Raw genomic sequence first — 22,562 nt, 5'->3', positions numbered from 1 at the left:
CACCAGCCTTGTGCCATGACCTCGACACAGCAGACCTCGACCACCGCCCCCGCTCCTGCCACCGCCTCCACCACGCGCGCTGGCATCACCGTGCCGGTCGCCGGCGCCTTCCTCCTCGTCGACGCCGCCATGACCGGCGTCAACGGACTCGCGTACGTCCTCGCCGGCGGCTGGCTCGCCGACTGGTTCGGCGCCCCCGAACCGCTCGTACGCTCCCTCGGCGCCTTCCTCCTCGTCGTCGCCGCCTGTGTGGCGCTCCTCGCCACCCGACGCCCGATCCCCCGGCGCGGCGTCGCCGCCCTCGCCACGCTCAACGTGGTGTGGGTGGTCGCCAGCCTGGACTACGCGCTCCTCGGCGGGCTCACCACGCTCGGCGTCGCCTGGACCGTCCTGCAGGCGGTCGTGGTGGGCGTGTTCGCCGCCGGTCAGGTGTGGCTGGCACGCAGGGGCTGACCAGGGCTGACACAGTGACGACCATGACCTTGGGGACCACCACGACCCTGGACCGCACGGCGCCGGCCGACGTGGGCTCGCTCGTCCGGCACTGGCGTCAGCGCCGCCGGCTGTCCCAGCAGGCGCTGTCCGACCGGTGCGGCGTCTCCACGCGCCACCTGTCCTACATCGAGACCGGCAAGGCGCGGCCGAGCCCGACCATGGTCGGCCAGCTGAGCGAGGCGCTGTCGGTGCCCCTGCGCGAGCGACGCCGTCTCTTCGCCGCGGCCGGCTTCGTCCCGGACACCTCCGAGCTCCCGCTCGACGCCCCGGCCCTGGCCGAGGTCAACGAGGCTCTCGAGCAGATCCTCGCCGGGCACGAGCCCTATCCCGCACTGGTGATCGACGGCGGCTGGGACCTCGTCACCGCCAACGAGGCCGCCTACCGCCTGCTCGCCGACGTGCCGGCCGACGTGCTCGAACCGCCCGTCAACGTGGTGCGGCTCAGCCTCGACCCGCGCGGCCTGGCCCCGCGCATCGCCAACCTCGACGAGTGGCGCGCGGCGATCATGTCGCGGATCCGGCACGAGCACGACACGACGGGCGACCCGCGCCTGGCTGCCCTCCTGGCGGAGTTCCCGGTCCCGCGCCCCCACCCGACGCCCGGCATCGTGCTGACCCTGCGCCTGCGGGCCGGCGACGACGTGCTGTCCTTCCTGACGACCACGACGGTCTTCGGCACGCCCGGCGACGTGACGGTCGCCGAGCTCGCGATCGAGGCGCTCTATCCGGCCGACGCGGCGACCCGGGCCGCACTCGCGGTCACGGGCCGGGTGTGACCAGGCGCTCGAGCGCCTGGCGGTAGCCGTCGATCCCCTGCCCCGCGATCGTCGCCACGGCGTGCGGCTCCACGACGGAGGTGTGGCGGAACTCCTCGGCACGCTGCTTCGGGTCGGAGATGTGCACCTCGACCAGGGGCGCGACGAGCTGGGCGCACGCGTCCCACAGCGCGAGCGAGTAGTGGGTCCACGCACCCGCGTTGAGCACCACGGGGTTGCCGTCGTCGGCCGCGGCGTTGAGCCAGTCGAGGAGCTCGCCCTCGTGGTTGGTCTGGCGCACCTCGACGTCCAACCCGAGGTCGCGGCCCCACTCCACGCACTGGTGGGCGAGCTCGGCGTGGGTCGTCGAGCCGTAGATCTCCGGCTGCCGGCGGCCGAGCCGCCCGAGGTTGGGGCCGTTGAGGACGAGGACCTTCGTCATGTCGGCAGCGTAGTGGCGCGAGCCGAGTGGACGTCCTCGGTGTCCGGGAGCGGTGGGACGGTCCAGTCGGCGGGCGGTCGCCACGCCTGCCACTCCTCGTCGAGGGGCCAGTCCGCGGCCTCGACGAGGTCGGCGCGCGCCCACTCGGCCGCTGCGCGCACCTCGTCCGCGAGCTCGCGCGTGTAGCGCCCGCACGAGACGGCGACCTCGAGCTCGTCGGCGTCCTTGAGCCACAGCTCGCCGTCGGGGTCCCGCCAGAGGTCGAGCACCAGGTCCCGGGTCGCGGTCTCGGCACCGTTGCGGCGATGGGCGAGCTCGAGGTTGACGTAGTGCCCGGCGAAGGAGCCGTCGTCCTCCCAGAACAGCCACACCGACCACGGTCGTCCCGTCGGCGCGATCCGCAGGATCCCACCGCCCTGCCAGCGGCTGACGGCCGTGGTGCCCTCCGCCAGGAACCGCTCGGCCAGCGGGATCTCCCGCGGCAGGCGCCCGTCGACGGGCACCCACGTGACCACCTCGGTGTGCTCCGCCAGCCACACGACCAGCCCACGCTCGTCGTCGCGCACCACGCGCACGGGCTCGAGCCGGGGCCCGTAGCGCCACAGCAGGACGTCGCCGTGGTCGAGGAAGGGGGGCGTGCCGTCCGTACGCCAGCCGTCGTCGGCGCCGACCGAGCGTTGCGCCTCGAGGAGGTCCAGGTCGACGGGGCGCGGCGTCGCGGGTCCGACCAGGCGCGTCATCGTCCCGCCCGAGTCGCTGATGGCGGTGTCGTCGTCCCCCGAGGTGTCGGTCACCCGGCGGACGATATCGCGGCGTACGCCGCCCGCAGGTCGTCCTCGCCGGGGCCGGCCAGGATCCGGGGTGCGGCCAGGTCGTCGAGCACGACGAACCTCAGCTGTGATCCCCGGGCCTTCTTGTCGACCTTCATCGCGGCGTGCAGGTCGTCGAAGGAGGCAGCGCCCATCGATGCCGGGTCGTACGACGTCGGCAGGCCGACCCGGCCGAACGCGGCGCGGTGCCGTTCGACGACCTCGGGGGCCAGGGAGCCGGCGCGAGCCGCGAGCTCGGCGACGTAGACGCAGCCGATCGCGACGGCCTCGCCGTGGCGGACGGTGTAGTCGCTGGTGCGCTCGATCGCGTGCGCCAGCGTGTGGCCGTAGTTGAGCACCTCGCGGCCGGGGTGGCCGTCGCGCCCGCCGGTCTCCTTGAGGTCGTCGACGACCACGTCGATCTTGACCTGGATCGCCCGCTCGACGAGCTCGCGCAGCTCGGCGGAGTCGTGGGTCAGCGCTGCCGGGTCGGTGCGCTCGACGACGTCGAGGATCGCAGGGTCGGCGACGAAGCCGCACTTCACGACCTCGCCCAGCCCGGCGACGAGCTCGTCGCGCGGCAGCGACTCGAGGAGCGCGAGGTCGCAGAGCACGCCGGCCGGCTCGTGGAAGGACCCGACGAGGTTCTTGCCGGCCCCGGTGTTGATGCCGGTCTTGCCACCGACCGCCGCGTCGACCATCGCGAGCAGCGTGGTGGGCACGTGCACGACGCGTACGCCGCGCAGCCAGGTCGCGGCGACGAAGCCGCCGAGGTCGGTGGTCGCTCCGCCGCCGATGGTCACGACGGCGTCGGACCGGGTGAAGCCGGCCTCGCCGAGCGCCTCCCAGCAGTCCGCCGCGACCGGCGCGGTCTTGGCACGCTCGCCGTCGGGCAGCCCGAGCGCGAGCACGTCGTAGTGCTCGACCAGGGCGTCGACGACCGGGTCGGCCAGCTCCCCCAGCGAGCCCGCGTAGAGCACCGCCACCCGCTCGACCGACTCTCCCAGCAGTGCGGGCAGCCGCCCGGACAGCCCGTGGCCGACGACGACGTCATAGGGGGACGCGCCGCGGACGGCGAGGACGCTGTCGGGACGGGGGGCGCTCATCGGAGCAGCTCCTGGATCTCCGCGGCCACCTCGAGGGGCAGGCGCCCGTCGGTGTCGACGACGTGGGTCGCGACCGACTCGTAGACCGGGGTCCGCTCGTCGAGCAGGGCCTTGATCCGGGCCCGCACGTTGCCGAGCAGCAGCGGCCGACCCACGCCGAGGCCGACCCGCTTCACCGCGTCGGAGAGCCCCACGCGCAGGAAGACCACAGGCACGCCGGCCAGCAGCTCGCGGGTCTCGGGACGCAGCACGGCGCCACCGCCGAGCGCCAGCACACCCTCGTGCTCGGCGATCGCCGCGGCGACGGCCGCGGCCTCGAGGTCACGGAAGTGGTCCTCGCCGGACTCCACGAAGATGTCGGCGATCTCGCGCCCGGTGCTCGCCTCGATGTCGGCGTCGGTGTCGCGCACCGGCACGCCCCAGGCCTCCCCGAGCAGTCCGGCCACAGTCGTCTTGCCGGCGCCCATCGGGCCGACCAGCACCACCCGGGGTGACATCTCGGGGATCACCTGTAGCGGAGGGTGTCGAGGTAGGACTCGGCGTTGCGGCGCGTCTCCTGCACCGAGTCGCCGCCGAACTTCTCCACGACGGCGTCGGCGAGGACCAGCGCGACCATCGCCTCGGCGACGATGCCGGCGGCCGGAACGGCGCACACGTCGGAGCGCTGGTGGTGCGCGACCGTCGCCTCGCCGGTGGCGACGTCGACGGTGCGCAGCGCCTTGGGGACGGTCGCGATCGGCTTCATCGCGGCGCGCACGCGCAGCACCTCGCCGGTCGACATGCCGCCCTCGGTGCCGCCGGAGCGACCGGACGTGCGGCGCAGGCCGTCGTCGGTGGACACGATCTCGTCGTGGGCCTCCGAGCCGGGGGTGTCGGCGAGCTCGAAGCCGTCGCCGACCTCGACGCCCTTGATCGCCTGGATGCCCATGAGGGCGCCGGCGAGCCTCGCGTCGAGGCGCCGATCCCAGTGGACGTGCGAGCCCAGGCCCGGCGGCAGGCCGTGCACGACGACCTCGACGACGCCGCCGAGCGTGTCGCCGTCCTTGTGGGCGCGGTCGATGCGCGCGACCATCGCGGCGCTCGCCTCGGGGTCGAGGCAGCGCACCTCGTCGGCGTCGAGCCGCTCGACGTCGTCCGGCGCGGGCACCAGCCCGGCGGGCGCCTTGACGCCGCCGAGCGACACGACGTGCGACACGATGCGGGCACCGACGGCCTGCTCGAGGAAGTTGGACGCCACCCGGCCCAGCGCCACGCGGGCGGCGGTCTCCCGGGCGGAGGCCCGCTCGAGGATCGGGCGCGCCTCGTCGAAGGCGTACTTCTGCATGCCGACGAGGTCGGCGTGGCCGGGCCGGGGCCGGGTCAGCGGGGCGTTGCGGGCCAGGGCCTCGAGCTCCACCGGGTCGACGGGGTCGGCCGACATGACCTTCTCCCACTTGGGCCACTCGGTGTTGCCGACCTCGATGGCCACCGGGCCGCCCTGGGTCTCACCGTGGCGGACGCCGCCGAGCACGCGGATCGCGTCCTGCTCGAACTTCATCCGCGCGCCCCGGCCGTAGCCGAGCCGTCGGCGGGCCAGTGAGTCGGCGAGGTCGTCGGAGGTGACGCGGACGTGGGCGGGCAGCCCCTCGAGGATCGCCACCAGAGAGGGACCGTGGGACTCGCCTGCTGTGAGCCATCGGAGCATGGGTGAAGTCTCTCAGGGCCCGAAGGGCCACGAGAGCGCAGTCCCCCAGACGAGACCCGCGAGCGCCCCGAGCACCATGAAGGGACCGAACGGGAACGACTTCTTGAGCATCGTCCGGTCGCGGCGCACGATCGCCAGGCCCACGGCGGGGAGGGCGAAGGAGACGAAGCCGACCCACAGCCCGAGGGCCACCTCGTTCCAGCCCGCCCAGCCGAGCACGAGGCCGACCGGCGCGGCCAGCCGGACGTCGCCGAAGCCCATCCCGGCCGAGCGGACGAACCACAGCACCCAGAAGAACGACCGCCCCACGACCATCGCGACCAGCGCGCGCACGAGCGCGTCCCGCTGGTCCGTGGCCAGACCGACGACCGTCACGAGGAGGATCGCGGCGAGCGTCGCGGGGATGACGATCACCCGCGGGAGCAGCTTGGTGTGCCAGTCGATGACCGACAGGGCGACGGCGACCGGCACCAGCGGCACCAGCCACAGCAGCGGCCAGTCGAGTCCGGTGACGGCTCCCACGAGGGCCCCGGACACCGCCGAGACGACGGCGCTGCGCAGGCCCAGCCCGGGCCGCGCGGCGATGACGGCGTACGGCGTCTTGGCCGGCTCGTCGTCAGGGGTCGCGTCGTCAGGGATCGCGTCGGCCTTCGGCGCGGGCTCCGGGACCCGGGCGACGAGGCGTGGCACCAGCAGACCGCCCACCCCGGCGAGCAGGGCCGCGAGGAGCGCGGCGAGCAGGGTCTCGTTCACGGGAGCATTCAACCCGGCCCGTGCTCAATCGGCATGGCGCGCCGCGAGGGCGTGTTCGCCGGCATCGCGCATCACCGCGAGCGGGGCCTGCCTCCCGGTGAACAGCTCGAGCTGGAGCGCCGCCTGGTGGACGAGGAGGTCCAGCCCGCCGACGAGGGTGCGGCCGGAGTCGGTGGCCGACGCCGCCAGGGGTGTGGGCCACGGGTCGTAGAGGACCTCGAAGACCACCGGGACGCCCGCGCAGCGTCCGACCAGCTCCGGCGCCTGCGCCGAGGCCGGGATCGTGGACACGACGATGTCAGCGCTCAGCCGTCCACCGGACATCGGCTCGACCGTGACCTCCGGCTCGGCCGGATGGGCACGCAACGCAGCCAGGGTCTCGGCCGCACGTGACTCCTCCCGCACCGCGACGACGATCGACCGCACGCCGAGGTCCGCGAGCGCGAGACCGACCGAGGTGGCCGTGGCGCCGCCGCCCAGGACGACCGCCGACGCCAGCGGGACGGACGTACGCTCCCGGATCGCGGCGGCCGCGCCGGGCAGGTCGGTGTTGTCGCCGACGCGGGTGCCGTCGTCCTCGAGCACGAGCGTGTTGACCGCCCCCGCCAGCCGGGCGCGGTCGGTGAGCCGGTCCACCAGGGGCAGCGCCTCCCGCTTGAGCGGCATCGTCAGCGACAGCCCGCGCCACTCCGGTCCCAGCCCGGCGACGAACTCCCCCAGCCCTCCCGCCGGCACCCGGTGCGCGTCGTAGGTCCAGTCGAGCCCGAGCTCGGCGTAGGCCGCGCGGTGCAGCACCGGGGACAGCGAGTGGGCGATCGGGTCGCCCAGCACGCCGCAGCGACGGCTCAGCAACGGTCGGAGGTCTCGCAGTAGGTCTTGTACTCCTCGCGCCCCACCAGGAAGTCGTCGTAGTCCTCGTAGAACTTGGTCTCGCCCGTCTCCAGGTTGACGGTGACGTAGTAGTACCAGGGGCCGTCGGCCGGGTTGGCCGCTGCCTCGATCGCGTCGTCACCGGGCGCCTCGATCGGCGTCGGCGGGAGCCCGGGGTTGATGCGGGTGTTGTAGGGCGTGTCCTCGGCCAGCTGCTCGGGGGTCAGCTCGGTCGAGCCGGGCGACAGTCCCAGCCCGTAGGCGATCGAGGCGTCGATGCCGAGCGTGCCGTTGGTGCCGCCCTTGTCGCCCGGACCGTCGAGGCGGTTGTAGATGACGCGTGAGATCTTCGGCATGTCGTCGCCGCGGCCCTCGGCCTCGATGAGCGAGGCGATGATCATCAGCTCACCGGGAGTCTTGCCGAGCTCGGCGGCCCGCTCCTCCAGGCCGGCCTCGTCGGCCGCCTGCCGCCAGCGGTCGACCATCATCCTGAGGATCCGCACGGGCTTCATGCCGGGCTTGATCTCGTAGGTCGCGGGGAACAGGTAGCCCTCGGCGTTGCCCTCGGCGTAGTCGGGCAGGCCGATCCTGTCGGGCTGCTGGAGCGCGCGGTTCCAGGCCTGCTCGGGGAAGTCGGTGCTCTCGGCCAGCGTCGACACGATCTCCGTGAGCCGGAGGCCCTCGGGGACGGTCACGGTCGGGAAGCCGATGAGGTTGTCGGGGTCGATGAGGACCTCGAGCGCGTCGGCGGCGCGCATCTCCTTCTGGAGCTCGTAGGCGCCCACCTGGATGCCGCTCGAGTCGGGCTCGCCCGCGGCGGCGTCGATGAACGCCTGCACGGACAGGGTGACGCCCTCGGCCTTGAGGTTGCGGCCGATCTGGGCGACGGTGTCGCCCTCGTTGACGGTGAACTCCACCGAGCCCCGGCCGGGACCGGGGTAGTCCTCCGGCCCCTGGAACTGGTCGGCGACCCAGGAGACGCCCTGGGTCAGCGCGACGTAGAACCCGCCGAGCAGCACGACGAGCGCGACGAGGACGGCGACGCAGCCCTTGAGCCCGCGCCCCTTGCGCCGCCGACCGCCGGGGACGTACTCGCGGTCGTCGAGCTCCTCGAGCTCGTCGGGGCGCAGGTCCTCGTCCGGACGGGCCTCGTGCTCACTCATCAGTCACCTCGACGATCTCTCCCGGGGCTTGCCCACTCGACCGTTCGGTGTCGAGTGCGGTCTGCAGGATCAGGACAGCGGCTGCCTGGTCCACCACGGCCCGGCGTTTCGCTCCGCGCCGCCCCTGCTCGCGCAGGATCGACTCGGCCGAGACCGTGGTCAGTCGTTCATCACACAGCCTGACGGGCACGGGTGCAACTCGGCGCGCCAGCCTGCCGGCGAGTGCGCGCGCCTTGTCCGCCGCCGGACCCTCCGTGCCGTTGAGCGAGCGCGGCAGGCCGACCACGACCTCGACCGCCTCGAGCTCGCTGACGAGCTGGGCGATCCGGCGTACGTCTCCCTTGCCGCTGCGCACGGTCTCGACGGGCGTGGCGAGGAAGCCGGAGGGGTCACTGCTCGCGACGCCGATCCGGGCGTCCCCCGGGTCGATGCCGAGCCGTACCCCGAACCGCATCCTCAGGCCTGGACCTTCGCGGCGACCTCGCGGGCGACGAGCTCGAGCGCCTCGTCGATGCGCGAGGCGTCGGTGCCGCCACCCTGCGCGACGTCGTCCTTGCCGCCGCCCTTGCCGCCCAGGAGCGGGCCGACGGAGCGTACGAGCTCGCCGGCCGACAGCCCGCGCTCGCGCGCCTCGTCGTTGGTCGCCGCGACGACCGAGACCTTGCCGCCCCCCTTCTCGTCGGACTGGGTGCCGATGATGACCACGACGCCGGGCTCGCCCTGCGGCAACCGGCCGCGCACGTCCATCGCGAGGTTGCGTACGTCGCCACCCGCCGCGCCGTCGGCACGGTGGGCCACGAGCCTGACCGGGCCGACCTGCGTCGCCCCCGCGGCCAGCTCCGCGCTCGCGCCGAGCAGCTGGGCGAGGCGGGCCTTCTCCAGCTCCTTCTCGGCGGCCTTCAGCCGCTCGGTGAGGCCCTGGACCCGGCTGACCAGGTCGTCGGGCTGGGTCTTGAGCAGCCCGGTGAGCTGGGCGACCACGTCGCGCTCGCGGGCGAGGTAGCCGAAGCCCTCGACGCCGGTGAGCGCCTCGATGCGCCGGTTGCCCGAGCCCACGCTGGTCTCGCCGGTCACCACGACCGTGCCGATCTGCGAGGAGTGGTCGACGTGCGTGCCTCCGCACAGCTCGCGCGACCAGGGGCCTCCGATCTCGACGACGCGGACCTTGGTGTTGTCGTAGGTCTCGCCGAAGAGGGCGATCGCGCCCCACTCCTTGGCCTGCTCGAGCGTCATGTAGTCCCAGGCGACCGGGAGGTCGGCGCGCAGCGCCTGCTGCGAGACCAGCTCGATGTCACGGACCTGCTCGGGGCTCAGCGCCTGCGTCCACCCGAAGTCGAGGCGCAGGTAGCCGGGCCGGTTGTAGGAGCCGGACTGCAGGGCCGTCGGGCCGAGCACCTCGCGGAGCGCGGCGTGCACGACGTGGGTGCCGGAGTGGGCCTGGCGGGCGCCGGTGCGCCACTCGGGGTCGACCCGGGCGTGCACCTCGCGGCTCGCCTCCAGCTCGCCCTCGAGCACGCGCACCTGGTGCACCACCAGACCCTTGATCGGGCGCTGGACGTCGACGACCTCGAGCATGCCGCCGTCGAACACGATCGTGCCCGCGTCGGCGACCTGGCCGCCGGACTCGGCGTAGAACGGGGTGCGGTCGAGGACCAGCTCGCCCACCTCGCCCTGGGCCAGCCGCGTGACGGGCGTGCCGCCGCTGAGCAGGGCCAGCGGCTTCGACTCGGTCTCGAGGGTCTCGTAGGCCAGCCACTCGGTGGGGCCGAACTCGTCGAAGACCCCTCGGTAGACGGCCGTGTCGCCGTGGGCGCCCTTCTTGGCGCGGGCGTCGGCCTTGGCGCGCTCGCGCTGCTCGGCCATCAGGCCGCGGAAGCCCTGCTCGTCGACCTGCAGGCCCTGCTCGGCCGCCATCTCGAGCGTCAGGTCGATCGGGAAGCCGTAGGTGTCGTGGAGCGCGAAGGCGCGCTCGCCGGAGAGCATCGAGCCGCCGGTGTGCTTCACCTCGGACGCGGCGGCGTCGAAGATCTGGGTGCCGGCCTGGAGCGTCTTGCGGAAGGCGTCCTCCTCGGCGTACGCCACCTGCGAGATCCGCGCCCAGTCGGTGACCAGGTTGTCGTAGGTCTCCCCCATCCTGTCGCGGGAGACCGGCATCAGCTCCGGCAGGACGCGGTCCTCGCAGCCCAGCAGGCGCATGGAGCGTACGGCGCGACGCAGCAGGCGGCGCAGGACGTAGCCGCGACCGTCGTTGCCGGGGGTGACGCCGTCGCCGATGAGCATCATCGAGGAGCGGACGTGGTCGGCGACCACCCGGAAGCGCACGTCGTCCTCGGCCGATCCGGGTGTGCCGGCGCCGTAACGGCGACCGGTGAGCTGCTCCGCCTTCTCGATGACGGGGTACATCACGTCGATCTCGTACATGTTGTTCTTGCCCTGGAGCAAGAACGCGACGCGGTCGAGGCCCATGCCGGTGTCGATGTTCTTCTTGGGCAGCGAGCCGGCGATGTCGAAGTCGGACTTGGAGCGCACGGCGGAGAGCTCGTCCTGCATGAAGACGAGGTTCCAGATCTCCAGCAGCCGGTCCTCGAGCTCGACCGGCATGTCCGGACCGAGGGTGGCCGCGTCGAAGTCGGGGCCCCACTCGGGGCCGCGGTCGTAGAGGATCTCCGAGCACGGGCCGCCCGGGCCGGGCACGCCCATCGACCAGTAGTTCTCCTTGGGGCCGAGCTGCACGATGCGCTCGCGCGGCAGCCCGGTGACCTTCATCCAGAGCCCGATGGCCTCCTCGTCGCCCGCGAGGACCGACGGGTAGAGGCGCGACTCGTCCATCCCGAAGCCGCCGTCGGCCTGCGACTTCGTGATGAGGTCCCAGGCCAGCTCGATGGCGCCTTCCTTGAAGTAGTCGCCGAAGGAGAAGTTGCCGCACATCTCGAAGAACGTGCCGTGCCGGGTGGTCTTGCCGACGTCCTCGATGTCGGGCGTGCGCACGCACTTCTGGATGCTGGTGGCCCGGTCGTAGGGCGGGGTCTCCTGGCCGAGGAAGTAGGGCTTGAACGGCACCATCCCGGCGGGGACGAACAGCAGGTTGGGGTCGTCGGCGAGGAGCGAGGCGGAGGGCACCACGGCGTGTCCGGCGGCCTCGAAGTGCGCGAGGAAGCGGCGGCGGATCTCGGCGGTGTCCATCAGGGCTGGTCCTTCTTCTCGGTGGTGCTCGTGGTCAGTTCGGGGGGCCCGGTCTCGTTGCCAGTGGGCCTCAGCCCGAGCTGCTCGCGCAACTCGGTTTCGCGCTCGACCCGGCCCCGGTGGACCTCCTCGGCGAACAGGCGGGCGCCGACCTGCCACCCGCGGACGCGGTCGCGCATCCCGTCGGCGGTGAGCGCCTCGGCGGCACGGCGGGCGCGGGCGGCGGCGTACACCCCGACCCCCGCCCCGGCGACGAACCAGAGTGGGCGACCCATCAGGCGACGTCCTCCCCGATGGGTCCGCCGAGGTCGGCACGCTGCCTCGCGCGGAACTCGCGCAGCGCCTGCTTGGTCTCCGCCCGGCGCTCGCGACCCGCGCGCCGGGTCTCCTGGCGCACCTGGAAGCGGATCCGGTTGCGGTTCTCCGCGGACAGGGCCCGGCGCAGGCCGTGGGTCCACGAGGCGGCCTTGACGACGGTCTCGCGGGCGACGATGTCGGTGAACAGCCGCCCGTCGATGGGCACGGCGACAGCGGCTCGACCGACGGGGCGCTGCTCGCCGGCGACCGGCGCCGCGGCGTCCGTCCCGACACCGGTGATGACGAAGGTGTCCACGCCCGCGTGGTCGACCGCGGGCGGCGGCGCCGAGACGACCGGCGACTCGAGGAGGGCGACCCGCTCGGCGAGCGCGGCAGCAGTCGCCTCGGCGCGCGCGGCGCGGGCGCGGGCGCGTACGGCCACGAGCAGCGCCACCAGCGCCACCAGACCGGCTGCCGCCAGCCACACCTGCTCCGAAGTCACGGCGCCGAGCCTACAAGCCTCACGGGATGGCGAGATCACCCGTCGGGCGCACTCGCCACCAGCGGAAGCCGTAGCCGTCGAGGACGACCCGGGCGGCGGACTCCCCGGTGACCACCTCGTCAGCCATCAGGTCGACCGCCTCGAGTCCGTCCCCGCCGGGGTCGACCGGTACCTCGACGGTGGCGGGTTCGGCTCCGAGGTTGTGGACGGTGACGACGGCCGTCCCGTCCAGGTCGCAGCGCTGCACCAGCACCTGCGGCTGGTCCTGCTCCACCACGCTCCACGTCCCCCAGCCGAGCTCGGGGCAGGTGCGCCGGATGCTGATGAGCTTGCGCATGAAGCTCCACAGGGAGTCCGGGTCGTGCCTCTGGGCCACGACGTTGACGTGCTCGGGGCTGCAGGCGCCCGGCACCACGCGCTGGACCAGACGGCCCGGCGGCGCGGACGAGAAGCCCCCGTTGCGCCCCGCGGTCCACTGCATGGGCGTGCGCACCGCCATCCGGCCGTCGGCCTCGAGGTCCTCCCCCATGCCGATCTCCTCGCCGTAGTAGAGCGTGGGCGTGCCGGGCAGGGAGAACATCAGGCTGTAGGCCATCCGGATCCGACGCGGGTCGCCGCCGAGCATGGTGGGCAGGCGCCGCTTGAGGCCGCGGTCGTAGAGCTGCATCTCCGGCTCGGGACCGAAGGCGGCGAAGACCTCCTGGCGCTGCGCGTCGGTCAGCTTGTCGAGGGTCAGCTCGTCGTGGTTGCGCAGGAACGTCGCCCACTGACAGGTGTCGTCGATGGCAGGGCGCTGCGAGATGGCCTTGACGAGCGGGCGGGCGTCCTCGCGTGCGAGGGCGAGGTAGGAGGCCTGCATGCCGATGAAGTCGAACTGCATCTGCAGCTCGTCGGCCGACTCGCCGCCGAAGAAGGCCCGCTGCTGCGCGTGCGGGAGGTTGACCTCTTGACCTCTCCGAGCATCATCGCCGAGCCCGAGCGCCGGTTGAGGAAGGCGCGGATCGTCCGCATCAGCTCGTGGGGGTCGACCGCGAGCGCCGGGTCCCCGGAGTTCTTCGAGCTCTGCTCGAGGAACGGGATCCCGTCGACGCGGAACCCGTCGAAGCCGAGCTCGAGCCAGAAGCCGACCGTGCGCAGGACCTCGTCGACGACCTCGGGGTTGGCGAGGTTGAGGTCGGGCTGGTGCTTGTAGAAGTTGTGGAGGTACCACTCGCCGGTGCGCTCGTCGAGCTCCCAGATGGAGTCCTCCCGGTCGGGGAAGACGACCAGCTTCGAGGTGTCCGGCGGCTCGGTGTCGCGCCAGACGTAGTGGTCGCGGTAGCGGTTGGACGTGCTCCGTCGCGACGCCCGGAACCACGGGTGCTGGTCGGAGGTGTGGTTGACCACGAGGTCGGCGATGACCTTGATGCCGCGGTCGTGGGCGGTGCGGACCACCTCCACCAGCTGGCCGAGGGTGCCCAGTCGCGGGTCGACGCCGTAGAAGTCGGTCAGGTCGTAGCCGTCGTCGCGGTCGGGGCTGGGGTAGAACGGCATCAGCCACAGGCAGGTGATCCCGAGCTCGGCCAGGTAGTCGATGCGCTCGGCGAGCCCGCCGAGGTCGCCGATCCCGTCGCCGTCGGAGTCGTGGAAGGTCTCGATGTCGAGGCAGTAGATGACCGCGCTCTTCCACCACAGGTCGCTCGTGTCGGTGACTCGCACGCTCCTACACAAGCAGACCGCGGGCCCCGGCGTCAGCCCCGGAGGGTGGGGAGCACGTGCTCACCGAACGCGTCGATGAAGCCGTCCTGCTCCTGGCCGACGAAGTGCAGGTAGACGTCGTCGAACCCGACCGCCGCGAGCTCGGCGATCCGGTCACGGTGCCAGGCGAGGTCCTCGGACACCTCGACCGCGCGGCGTACGCCGTCGATGCCGACGTGCTCGGCCATCACGTCGAACGCCTCGGCCGTCTCGGTGTCCCAGTTGACGGGCTCGGTGAAGACGTTGGTGCGCCACTGGTCGAGGGCGATCGCCTCCGCCTCCTCGAGCGTCGGCGCCCAGGACAGGTGCATCTGGAGGGCGAGCGGCCCCTGCCCGCCAGCGTCGCGGTAGGCGGACACGATGTCACGCAGCACCTCGACCGGCTGGTTGATGGTGACCAGGCCGTCGGCCCAGGCAGCCACGCGCCCGGCGGACGCCACGGACACCGCTGGACCGATGAGGCGCGGGGGCACGTCGGGACGTTCCCACACCCTCGCCCGGTCGACCGTGACCCGACCGTGGTGGGTCACCTCCTCACCTGCCAGGAGCCGTCGGATCACGTCCACGCACTCCTCCAGGCGCCGCGTGCGCTCCTCCTTCGGGGGCCAGCGGACGCCGGTGACGTGCTCGTTGCTGGCCTCACCGCTGCCGAGCGCGGTCCAGAAGCGCCCGGGGAACATCTCCGCCAGCGTCGCGATCTTCTGCGCGACGACCGCCGGGTGGTAGCGCACGCCCGGTGCGCAGACGCAGCCGAGCTCGAGGTCGGTGGTGGCGAGGGCCGCGCCGAGCCAGCTCCAGGCGTAGCCCGAGTGGCCCTGGCGCTCGCTCCACGGCGAGAGGTGGTCGGAGCACATGGCCATGTCGAACCCCGCCCGCTCGGCGTGCTGGAGGTCGGCCAGCAGGCGGGAAGGGGCGATCTGCTCGTGCGAGGCGTGGAACCCGATGCGCATGCCCCCACCGTAGACGGCTCGGCGAGCCCGGAGGACCCGCCAGGTCAGCGCAGGACGTAGAGGTCCTTGTAGTTGGGCGCACCCCACGAGGCCTCGCCCGTCGGGTTGCCGACCCTGTCGCCGAAGGCGAACAGACGGTTGGCGTAGGCGGTGGGGATGATCGGGAAGTAGTCGGTGAGGATCCGCTCGTCGAGCTCGCCCCACGCGGCGGCCTGCCGGTCGACCGGCAGTCCTGCGATGTCGTCGATCGCCTCGTCGACCGACGGCTCGGAGAAGCGGGCGGTGTCGAAGGGGGCGCCGCTCCTCAGCAGGGGCGGGAGCAGCGCCGAGCCCGACGGCCACATGGGGCACCAGGTCACGCCGCGCAGGTTGAGCGTCTTGTTGACCTCGTTGTCGGGGTCGAGCCAGACGCTGTAGATCGACTGCTGCACGGGGACGGCCGTGACGTCGAAGCCACCCTCCTCCAGGCCGGTCGTCAGCTGGTTCTGGGCGGCGACGGCGAGCGGGTCCAGCTCGTTGTAGGCCATCGTGATCGGGTAGGGCTCGTCGCCGTGGCCGGCCTCGGCGAGCAGCTGCCGCGACCTCGCCGGGTCGTACGTGATCTGCTCGCCGTCGACCTGCACGTCCCTCCGGCCTGCCATCCCGGGCGGCATGATCGAGCCGGCCGGGACGCGGGTCACGCCCGGCACCTCCCCGGCCGCGATCCAGACGTCCTCGTAGGGGTAGGCGTAGGCCAGGGCCTTGCGGACGCGGATGTCGGTGATCCTGGTGTAGTCGGGGGTGATGGTGGACACGCACTGCGTGGCCTGCTGGACGAGGCGGTCCCCGAGCCGCGCGGTCGCGTCGAGGTAGCGGTCGGAGCCAACGGACGTCGACACGGCGGCGCGGCCGGCGGAGCTGCCCGACAGCATGATCTCGTCGACCTTCGCCTGGTCCTGGCTGAACCGGAAGACGAACCTGTCGACGTACTGGTGGCGGGCGGGGTCGGACGCGGGCTCCCAGGCGTCGTTCCTGACCAGCACCAGCTCCTCCGCCGGCTCCCAGCTCTCGACCTCGTACGGCCCGGTGGCCAGTGGCCGCTGGCCGTACTGCGAGGGGTCGGACGCCTCTCCCAGCGGAGCCGGCCCCATCGCCATCACGGCTCCCCAGTGGTCCATGTCGGGGAACGGTCGGTCCATCGCGATGGTCACGTCCTGGCCGTCGACCGAGATCCCGGGCCAGTCGTCGCAGCCGGGGTCGTCCCCGGTGTAGGGGCCTGCATAGTCGTCTGCACCGGCGAAGTAGTGCGTGGAGTACTCCGTGCCGGGCCCGGAGGGGAACGTGCCCGAGTCGAGCGAGCGGCAGATGCCGAAGGCGACCTCCTCGGCGGTGACGGGCTCGCCGTCCTCCCACGTGGCGTCGTCACGGATGGTGAAGGTCCACTCGGTGAAGTCGTCGTTGGGGCGGCCCAGGTCGGTCGCGAGGTCGGGCACCAGGACCGCTCGCCCGTCCGCGCCGCGGGCGTACTGGGTCAGCGAACGGCTGACGAGCGCCTGCTGGATGGCGTTGCCCGTGGCCGACCACCCCCCGGTGGGGTCGAGCGTGTCGGGACCCGGAGCGCCGGGGAGGAAGACGGTGATCGTGCCACCGGAGGTGGCGCCCGCGACCTCGGGCGCGGGGCCGCGACGGGTCGGGTCCTCCGACACGCCGGCCGGCTGCGCATGGGCCCCGGCCCTGGGTGCGTCCCACCCCTGCCCCGTTCCGCCGCCCGCGCACGCGGCGAGCAGCGCGAGGCCCGCGCCGGCCGTGACGACCAGCGACCTGCTCCCCCTCATGTCCTCAGCTCTCCCCCATCTGTCTAGTGGCCCCGCACGATCCGGCGCACCCGCTCCCAGCGGTCCTTGACCCCTGCCTCCGCGCCGAGCGACGTCGGACGGTAGTAGCTGGCGTCCTCGAGGACGTCGGGCAGGTACTGCTGCTCGGCGACACCGAACGGCTCGTCGTGGGGGTAGGCGTAGCCCTTGCCGTGGCCGAGGTCCCGGGCCCCGCCGTAGTGGGCGTCGCGCAGGTGGGCGGGCACCTGCCCGATCCTGCCGGCCTTGACGTCGGAGATCGCCGCGTCGATGGCGGTGATCACGGCGTTGGACTTGGGCGCCACGGCGAGGTGGATGGTGGCCTGGGCGAGGTTGATCCGCGCCTCCGGCATGCCGATCAGCTGGACGGCCTGTGCGGCCGCGACCGCCGCCTGGAGGGCGGTCGGGTCGGCCAGGCCGATGTCCTCGCTGGCGTGCACCACGAGCCGGCGGGCCATGAAGCGGGGGTCCTCCCCCGCCTCGATCATCCGCGCCAGGTAGTGCAGGGCAGCGTCGGGGTCCGAGCCGCGGATCGACTTGATGAACGCCGAGATCACGTCGTAGTGCTGGTCGCCCTGGCGGTCGTAGCGCACCGCGGCCTGGTCGACCGCGGTCTCCGCGGTGGCGAGGTCGATGGCGTCGAGACCGTTGCTCGCCGCGGCGCCCGCGGCCGCCTCGAGGTAGGTCAGCGCGCGGCGCGCGTCGCCGCCAGCGAGGCGTACGAGGTGGTCGCGGGCGTCGTCGTCGAGCCCCGTCGCCCCGGCCAGGCCGCGCTCGTCGGCGAGCGCCTGGTCGATGACCTCGGCCACGTCGTCGTCGGTCAGCGACTGCAGGCGCAGCAGCAGGCTGCGCGACAGCAGCGGACTGATGACCGAGAAGAACGGGTTCTCGGTCGTGGCGGCGATGAGCGTGACCCAGCGGTTCTCCACGCCCGGCAGGAGGGCGTCCTGCTGGGCCTTGGTGAAGCGGTGCACCTCGTCGACGAACAGGACGGTCTCCTGCCCGCCCCGGGCGAGCTCGGCGCGCGCGCCGTCGATGGCGGCGCGGACCTCCTTGACCCCGGCGGCGACCGCGGAGACCTCGACGAAGCGACGACGGGTCTGCTGGCTGACGATCGCCGCGATCGTGGTCTTGCCGGTGCCGGGCGGGCCCCACAGCAGGAGCGACATCGACTGGTCGCCCTCGATCAGGCGCCGCAGGGGCGACCCCGCCGCACGCAGCTGCTGCTGGCCGACGAGCTCGTCGATCGTGCGGGGCCGCATCCGGACGGCCAGCGGGGCCGACGCGTGGGTGTTGGCGCCCAGCGACCCCGCGCTGGGCACGTCGGACCCGGGCGCGGGTCGCCCCGCGCCCGGGATCTCGAACAGGCCGTCCACGACGGTGAGTATCCCCCGACGTCGTCGGGCGGCTGACTCAGACCCCCGTGGTCTGCTTGGACCTCAGGTCGTACCAGGTCTTCTCGTAGCCCGGGATGGTGAGCTGGGTGTTGCTCGGCACGGCGCCGGGGACCGGGCTGCCCTGGTCGTCGACGCCGAGGAGCTCCGTCGTCACCGGGGTGGCCGGGTGGGCGCCCAGCTCGCCGGCGAAGTGGCAGGCGACCTTGTGGCGCTTGCCGATCTGGAGCAGCGGGGGCTCGACCTTCGCGCAGATCTCCTGCGCGAACTGGCAGCGCGTGCGGAACCGGCACCCCGAGGGCGGGTTGATCGGGCTGGGCACGTCACCCTCGAGCCGGATGCGCTCACGCCGACCGCCGACCGCGGCCTGCTTGACGTCGGGCACGGCCGACAGGAGCGCCTGCGTGTAGGGGTGGTGCGGCTTGCCGTAGATGGTCTCGCGGTCGCCGATCTCCACGATCTTGCCGAGGTACATCACGGCGATCTCGGGGCAGAAGTGACGCACGATGGCCAGGTCGTGGGCGATGAAGAGGAACGCCACGTCGAACTCGGACTGGATGTCCTGGAGCAGGTTGATCACCTGCGCCTGGATCGACACGTCGAGCGCCGAGACCGGCTCGTCGGCGACGAGCACCTTGGGGTTGAGCGTCAGCGCGCGGGCGATGCCGATGCGCTGGCGCTGGCCGCCGGAGAACTCGTTGGGGTAGCGGTTGTAGTGCTCCGGGTTGAGGCCGACGATCTCGAGCAGCTCCTGGACGCGCGGGATCACCTTGTTCTTCGGGACCACGTTGTGGACCTCGAGCGGCGCACCGACGATCGTGCCGACCGTGTGCCGCGGGTTGAGCGAGGTGTAGGGGTCCTGGAAGATCATCTGCACGTCGCGGCGCAGCGGCTTCATCTCCCTGTTGGAGAGCTTGGCCAGGTCGTGGCCGTCGAACATCATCGAGCCGCCGGTCGGCTTGTAGAGCCGGGTGATGAGGCGGCCGGTGGTCGACTTGCCGCAGCCGGACTCGCCGACCAGGCCGATCGACCCACCCTGCGGCACCTCGAACGAGATGCCGTCGACGGCCTGCACGTGCCCGATGGTGCGTCGCACGAGACCCGACGACTTCACCGGGAAGTACATCTTGAGGTTGTCGACCGTGAGGACCGCGGGGGCGTCGGGGTCGAGCTCGGATGCGGTGTGGCCGTGCTCGACGAGAGTCCGGAAGTCGAGGTCGCCGACGTTGACCTCGTGCGAGCCGTAGGCGTCGCTCGTGCCGTCGCCGAGCTGGCGCTCGCCGCTCTCGGCGGCGTTGGCCCCGACGGCGGTCGGCTCGATCTCGGCTCGGGCGTTGGGGTCCTGGGTCATCGGGTCTCCTCGAGGAGCTCGGGGGCGATCTCGGGCAGCACCTCGGACTGGTAGACCCCGACCGGGTCCGCGAGGTGGCAGCGCTTGAGATGGGCCGTGCCCGTGCTGGCCGGCAGCAGCTCGGGAAGCTGGGTGCTGCACAGGTCACCGGCGACCTTGCCCGTGTGCACGCACCGCGGGTGGAAGGAACATCCCGGCGGCGGGCGCAGCAGGCTGGGCGGGTTGCCGGGGATGGGGATCAGTCGTGCGTCGGTCGACGACGACACGTCGGGCACGCTGGACAGCAGCCCCCACGTGTAGGGCATCTCCGGCGTGGTGAGGATCTGCTTGGTGGTGCCGAACTCGACGCAGCGCCCGGCGTACATCACGAGCACGTCGTCGGCCATCTCGGCGATGACGCCGAGGTCGTGGGTGATGATGATGACGGCGGAGTTGAACTCGCGCTGCAGGTCCTGGAGCAGGTCGAGGATCTGCGCCTGCACCGTCACGTCGAGGGCCGTGGTCGGCTCGTCGGCGATCAGCAGCGACGGGTCGTTGATCAGGCCCATGGCGATCATCGCGCGCTGGCGCATGCCGCCGGAGAACTGGTGCGGGAAGTCGTCCACGCGCCGGTCGGGCTGCGGGATGCCGACGCGGTCCAGCATCTCGATCGCCTTGCGGCGGGCGTCGCGCTTGGACGCGCTCGAGTGGTGGACGAGGTAGGCCTCCTCCAGCTGGGCGCCGATCTTGTAGAACGGGTGCAGCGCGGCGAGGGCGTCCTGGAAGATCATCGCCATCGCGTTGCCGCGCAGGCCGCGCATGCGCGACTCGCTCAGCCCGACGACCTCGGTGCCACCCACGCGGATGGAGCCGGAGATCTGCGCCGACTTGGCGTCGTGCAGGCCCATCACGGCCATGCTCGACACGGACTTGCCGGAGCCGGACTCGCCGACGATGCCGAGCGTCTTGCCCTTCTCGACCGAGTAGGACAGGCCCTGCACCGCGGTGACGGGGCCGTCCTCGGTCGGGAAGGTGACCTTCAGGTCCTCGACCCGGAGGAAGGGACCGTCGGCCTCGGCTGCCGCCGCGGCGGCGCTCGACTGGGTCACGGGAACGCTGGTCACGAAAGCCTCACCCTCGGGTCGAGGACGCTGTAGACAACGTCGACGAGCAGGTTGGAGATGATCAGGACGACAGCGCTGAACAGGGCGGTCGCCTGGACGACGGGAAGGTCACGGCCCTGGACGGCCTCGAGGGCCCACCAGCCGATGCCCTGGATCTCGAAGATCCGCTCGGTGAAGATCGTGCCGGCGAGCAGGGTGCCGAAGTCGATGCCGAAGATCGTCACCACCGGCACGAGGGCAGCACGCAGGCCGTGCTTGTAGACGATGGTCCGCGTCGGCAGGCCCTTGGCCTTGGCGGTGCGGATGTAGTCCTCGCTCAGCGCCTCGACCATCGCACCACGCGTGAAGCGGGTGTACTGGGTGCAGCCGAAGATGCCGAGCGCCACCCAGGCGAGGAACAACCCGCTGAACCACTTGAACGGACCGTTGTCGGCTATCGGGAAGTAGCCGGTGTCGCTGAACAGCGGCACCTCGAAGGTGATCGTCAGGTAGAGCCAGGTCAGCAGGGCGAAGAGGTAGTAGGGGATCGAGCTGATGAACAGGAAGCTCGAGACCAGCGCCTTGTCCGTCACGGTGCCACGGCGTCTCGCAGCGGCGACGCCGATGGGGACGCCGAAGAGGAGGTAGAGGAAGGCGCCGCCGACGGCCACGGAGAAGGTCGCGGGCATGCGCGAGACCAGCTCCTCCTTGACCGGCTGCTTGGTGCGGTAGCTCACGCCCAGGCAGGGCGCGGCGCACTCGTACTCGCTGGAGGCGATCGTGATGGTCCGGCCACCGAAGACGCCCGAGACGAACTTGCCGTACTCCACGTAGACGGGGTTGTCGTAGCCGAGCGTGCGCTCGTAGACCTCGAGCCGCGCGGGGGTGCACCTGTTGCTGGTCTCACGGTCACAGATCGGCTGAGCGGGGCTCGACGGTCCGTACCAGAACAGCAGGAAGATCGCCATCGAGACCAGGGCCACGACGAGGACTCCCGAGATCAGGCGCTTCACGACATAGGCAAACATCGCTGGTCACTCTCCGGGGATGGTGGATGAGTCGGACCCCCGAGGCAGGAAGCCTACTGGGTCCGGGCTGCCGAGTGGGGACTCCCGTTGTTCGGGAGTCCCCACCCGTCAGTGCTGTGCTACTGGGTACTACGTGGTGCCCCGGGCCCGAGCCCGGTGGGCGACCAGGATCACTGCATCACGTACAGGTCCTTGTAGTTCGGCGCACCGATCGAGCCATCGCCCGTCGGGTTGCCGATCTTGGTGCCGAAGGCGAACAGGTCGTTGCGGAACGCGGTCGGGATGATCGGGAAGTACTCCGTCATGATCTTCTCGTCCAGCGCGCCCCACGCGTCGGCCTGCTCCTCGAGCGGGAGCTCGTTGATGGCGTCCATCTCCTCGTTGATCGACGGCTCGTCGAAGAACGCGGTGTTGTAGACGGCCCCACCCTTGAGCAGCGGCGGGAGCATGGTCGAGCCGGCCGGCCAGTCCGAGCACCAGTTGACGCCACGGAGGTTCAGCTTCTTGTTGACCTTGTTGTCGGGGTCGAGCCAGATGTTGTACGGCGACTCCTGGACCGGGATCGCGGTGACCTTGAAGCCGGATGCCTCGAAGCCCTTGGTGATCTGGTCCTGGGTGGCCTTGGCCAGCGGGTCGACCTCGTAGTAGACCATGGTGATCTCGTAGGGCTCGTCGCCGTAGCCGGCCTCGGCCAGCAGCTCCTTGGCCTTCTCCGGGTCGTAGGTGATCTGCTCACCGTCGACCTGGAAGTCCTTCTTGCCCGCCATGCCGGGAGGCATGATCGAGTTCGCGGGGACCCGGGTCACGCCCGGCACCTCGCCGCCGGCGATCCACACGTCCTCGTAGGGGTAGGCGTAGGCCAGGGCCTTGCGGACCTCGATCTCGGTGATCTTGGTGTAGTCAGGCGTCAGGGTCGAGACGCACTGCGACGTCTGCTGCACCAGGCGGTCGCCCAGCTGCGAGTTGGCGTCGTTGTACTTGTCCGAGCCGAGGCTGGTGGACACCGCGGTCTGGCTGTCGGCGTTGTCCGACAGCATGATCTCGTCGACCTTGGCCTGGTCCTGGTTGAACTTGAAGACGAACTCGTCGGCGTACTGGTGACGACCCGGGTCGGACTCAGCAGCCCACT

23 protein-coding genes are annotated in these 22,562 nt (G+C 71.9%); 2 read left to right on the top strand and 21 right to left on the bottom strand.

Annotated elements, in window-relative coordinates:
• Nucleotides 1-15 precede the first annotated feature (15 nt).
• The gene (locus tag IEZ24_RS13175) at nucleotides 16-453 is read left to right on the top strand and encodes an aldo-keto reductase family protein (RefSeq protein ID WP_129454535.1); all 438 of its coding nucleotides are present in this window, start codon (nucleotides 16-18) and stop codon (nucleotides 451-453) included.
• A 23-nt stretch (nucleotides 454-476) separates the two neighbouring features.
• Entirely contained in the window at nucleotides 477-1,271 is a 795-nt protein-coding gene (locus IEZ24_RS13170) for a helix-turn-helix domain-containing protein (RefSeq protein WP_129454537.1), read from the top strand.
• On the opposite strand, the gene IEZ24_RS13165 is transcribed toward IEZ24_RS13170, so the two are convergent.
• From IEZ24_RS13165 to IEZ24_RS13070, 21 genes are all read right to left on the bottom strand, one after another.
• Entirely contained in the window at nucleotides 1,255-1,692 is a 438-nt protein-coding gene (locus tag IEZ24_RS13165) for a type II 3-dehydroquinate dehydratase (protein ID WP_129454539.1), read from the bottom strand. The two genes, IEZ24_RS13170 and IEZ24_RS13165, sit on opposite strands and share 17 nt — an antisense overlap.
• The gene (locus IEZ24_RS13160; protein ID WP_129454541.1) at nucleotides 1,689-2,486 is read right to left on the bottom strand and encodes a DUF402 domain-containing protein; all 798 of its coding nucleotides are present in this window, start codon (nucleotides 2,484-2,486) and stop codon (nucleotides 1,689-1,691) included. Before IEZ24_RS13160 ends, IEZ24_RS13165 begins: the two co-directional genes overlap by 4 nt.
• Nucleotides 2,483-3,607 carry a 3-dehydroquinate synthase gene (aroB, locus tag IEZ24_RS13155; RefSeq protein ID WP_129454543.1) on the bottom strand — a complete coding sequence of 375 codons (1,125 nt, stop codon included), beginning with the start codon at nucleotides 3,605-3,607 and terminating at the stop codon, nucleotides 2,483-2,485. The genes IEZ24_RS13160 and aroB overlap by 4 nt, the downstream gene beginning before the upstream one ends.
• Complete coding sequence (locus IEZ24_RS13150; protein WP_318151923.1) at nucleotides 3,604-4,116, bottom strand: shikimate kinase; 513 nt, start codon at nucleotides 4,114-4,116, stop codon at nucleotides 3,604-3,606. The genes aroB and IEZ24_RS13150 overlap by 4 nt, the downstream gene beginning before the upstream one ends.
• Entirely contained in the window at nucleotides 4,113-5,291 is a 1,179-nt protein-coding gene (aroC, locus tag IEZ24_RS13145) for a chorismate synthase (protein ID WP_129454545.1), read from the bottom strand. Before aroC ends, IEZ24_RS13150 begins: the two co-directional genes overlap by 4 nt.
• 12 nt (nucleotides 5,292-5,303) lie before the next feature.
• The gene (locus IEZ24_RS13140) at nucleotides 5,304-6,044 is read right to left on the bottom strand and encodes a prepilin peptidase (RefSeq protein ID WP_165356047.1); all 741 of its coding nucleotides are present in this window, start codon (nucleotides 6,042-6,044) and stop codon (nucleotides 5,304-5,306) included.
• A gap of 24 nt (nucleotides 6,045-6,068) precedes the next feature.
• Nucleotides 6,069-6,896, bottom strand: coding sequence for a shikimate dehydrogenase (locus IEZ24_RS13135; RefSeq protein ID WP_224745301.1), 828 nt, complete (start codon nucleotides 6,894-6,896; stop codon nucleotides 6,069-6,071).
• Nucleotides 6,890-8,077, bottom strand: coding sequence for an endolytic transglycosylase MltG (gene mltG, locus IEZ24_RS13130; protein ID WP_129454549.1), 1,188 nt, complete (start codon nucleotides 8,075-8,077; stop codon nucleotides 6,890-6,892). The genes IEZ24_RS13135 and mltG overlap by 7 nt, the downstream gene beginning before the upstream one ends.
• A complete protein-coding gene (ruvX, locus tag IEZ24_RS13125) occupies nucleotides 8,070-8,531 on the bottom strand; it encodes a Holliday junction resolvase RuvX (protein WP_129454551.1) in 462 nt (153 codons plus the stop codon). The genes mltG and ruvX overlap by 8 nt, the downstream gene beginning before the upstream one ends.
• A 2-nt stretch (nucleotides 8,532-8,533) precedes the next feature.
• Nucleotides 8,534-11,260, bottom strand: a complete 2,727-nt coding sequence (alaS, locus tag IEZ24_RS13120; protein ID WP_129454552.1) for an alanine--tRNA ligase — start codon at nucleotides 11,258-11,260, stop codon at nucleotides 8,534-8,536.
• Nucleotides 11,260-11,535, bottom strand: coding sequence for a DUF6167 family protein (locus IEZ24_RS13115; RefSeq protein WP_129454554.1), 276 nt, complete (start codon nucleotides 11,533-11,535; stop codon nucleotides 11,260-11,262). Before IEZ24_RS13115 ends, alaS begins: the two co-directional genes overlap by 1 nt.
• Nucleotides 11,535-12,059 (bottom strand): hypothetical protein, encoded by a 525-nt coding sequence (locus IEZ24_RS13110; RefSeq protein WP_129454555.1) that lies wholly within the window; start codon nucleotides 12,057-12,059, stop codon nucleotides 11,535-11,537. Before IEZ24_RS13110 ends, IEZ24_RS13115 begins: the two co-directional genes overlap by 1 nt.
• A gap of 19 nt (nucleotides 12,060-12,078) precedes the next feature.
• Entirely contained in the window at nucleotides 12,079-12,639 is a 561-nt protein-coding gene (locus IEZ24_RS22605; protein WP_455429461.1) for an alpha-amylase family glycosyl hydrolase, read from the bottom strand.
• 152 nt (nucleotides 12,640-12,791) lie between these two features.
• Nucleotides 12,792-13,757 carry an alpha-amylase family glycosyl hydrolase gene (locus tag IEZ24_RS21730; protein ID WP_318151922.1) on the bottom strand — a complete coding sequence of 322 codons (966 nt, stop codon included), beginning with the start codon at nucleotides 13,755-13,757 and terminating at the stop codon, nucleotides 12,792-12,794.
• A gap of 32 nt (nucleotides 13,758-13,789) precedes the next feature.
• Entirely contained in the window at nucleotides 13,790-14,746 is a 957-nt protein-coding gene (locus IEZ24_RS13100; RefSeq protein WP_129454558.1) for a TIGR03885 family FMN-dependent LLM class oxidoreductase, read from the bottom strand.
• A 44-nt stretch (nucleotides 14,747-14,790) separates the two neighbouring features.
• Nucleotides 14,791-16,560, bottom strand: coding sequence for an ABC transporter substrate-binding protein (locus tag IEZ24_RS13095; protein ID WP_129454560.1), 1,770 nt, complete (start codon nucleotides 16,558-16,560; stop codon nucleotides 14,791-14,793).
• Nucleotides 16,561-16,583: 23 nt separating this feature from the next.
• Nucleotides 16,584-17,954, bottom strand: coding sequence for a replication-associated recombination protein A (locus tag IEZ24_RS13090; RefSeq protein ID WP_397190913.1), 1,371 nt, complete (start codon nucleotides 17,952-17,954; stop codon nucleotides 16,584-16,586).
• 37 nt (nucleotides 17,955-17,991) lie between these two features.
• The gene (locus IEZ24_RS13085) at nucleotides 17,992-19,323 is read right to left on the bottom strand and encodes an ABC transporter ATP-binding protein (RefSeq protein ID WP_224745299.1); all 1,332 of its coding nucleotides are present in this window, start codon (nucleotides 19,321-19,323) and stop codon (nucleotides 17,992-17,994) included.
• Complete coding sequence (locus IEZ24_RS13080) at nucleotides 19,320-20,426, bottom strand: ABC transporter ATP-binding protein (RefSeq protein ID WP_129454562.1); 1,107 nt, start codon at nucleotides 20,424-20,426, stop codon at nucleotides 19,320-19,322. Before IEZ24_RS13080 ends, IEZ24_RS13085 begins: the two co-directional genes overlap by 4 nt.
• Nucleotides 20,423-21,433 (bottom strand): ABC transporter permease, encoded by a 1,011-nt coding sequence (locus IEZ24_RS13075; protein ID WP_129454563.1) that lies wholly within the window; start codon nucleotides 21,431-21,433, stop codon nucleotides 20,423-20,425. Before IEZ24_RS13075 ends, IEZ24_RS13080 begins: the two co-directional genes overlap by 4 nt.
• Nucleotides 21,434-21,603: 170 nt before the next feature.
• Nucleotides 21,604-22,562: ABC transporter substrate-binding protein (locus IEZ24_RS13070; RefSeq protein ID WP_224745298.1), on the bottom strand; the 959-nt coding region annotated here is incomplete at its 5' end.

This window comes from Nocardioides ganghwensis (assembly GCF_014779655.1).
Lineage (GTDB): Bacteria > Actinomycetota > Actinomycetes > Propionibacteriales > Nocardioidaceae > Nocardioides > Nocardioides ganghwensis.
The sequence above is the reverse complement of the archived record's forward strand: the minus strand, read 5'-3'. Positions and strand labels throughout refer to the sequence as shown.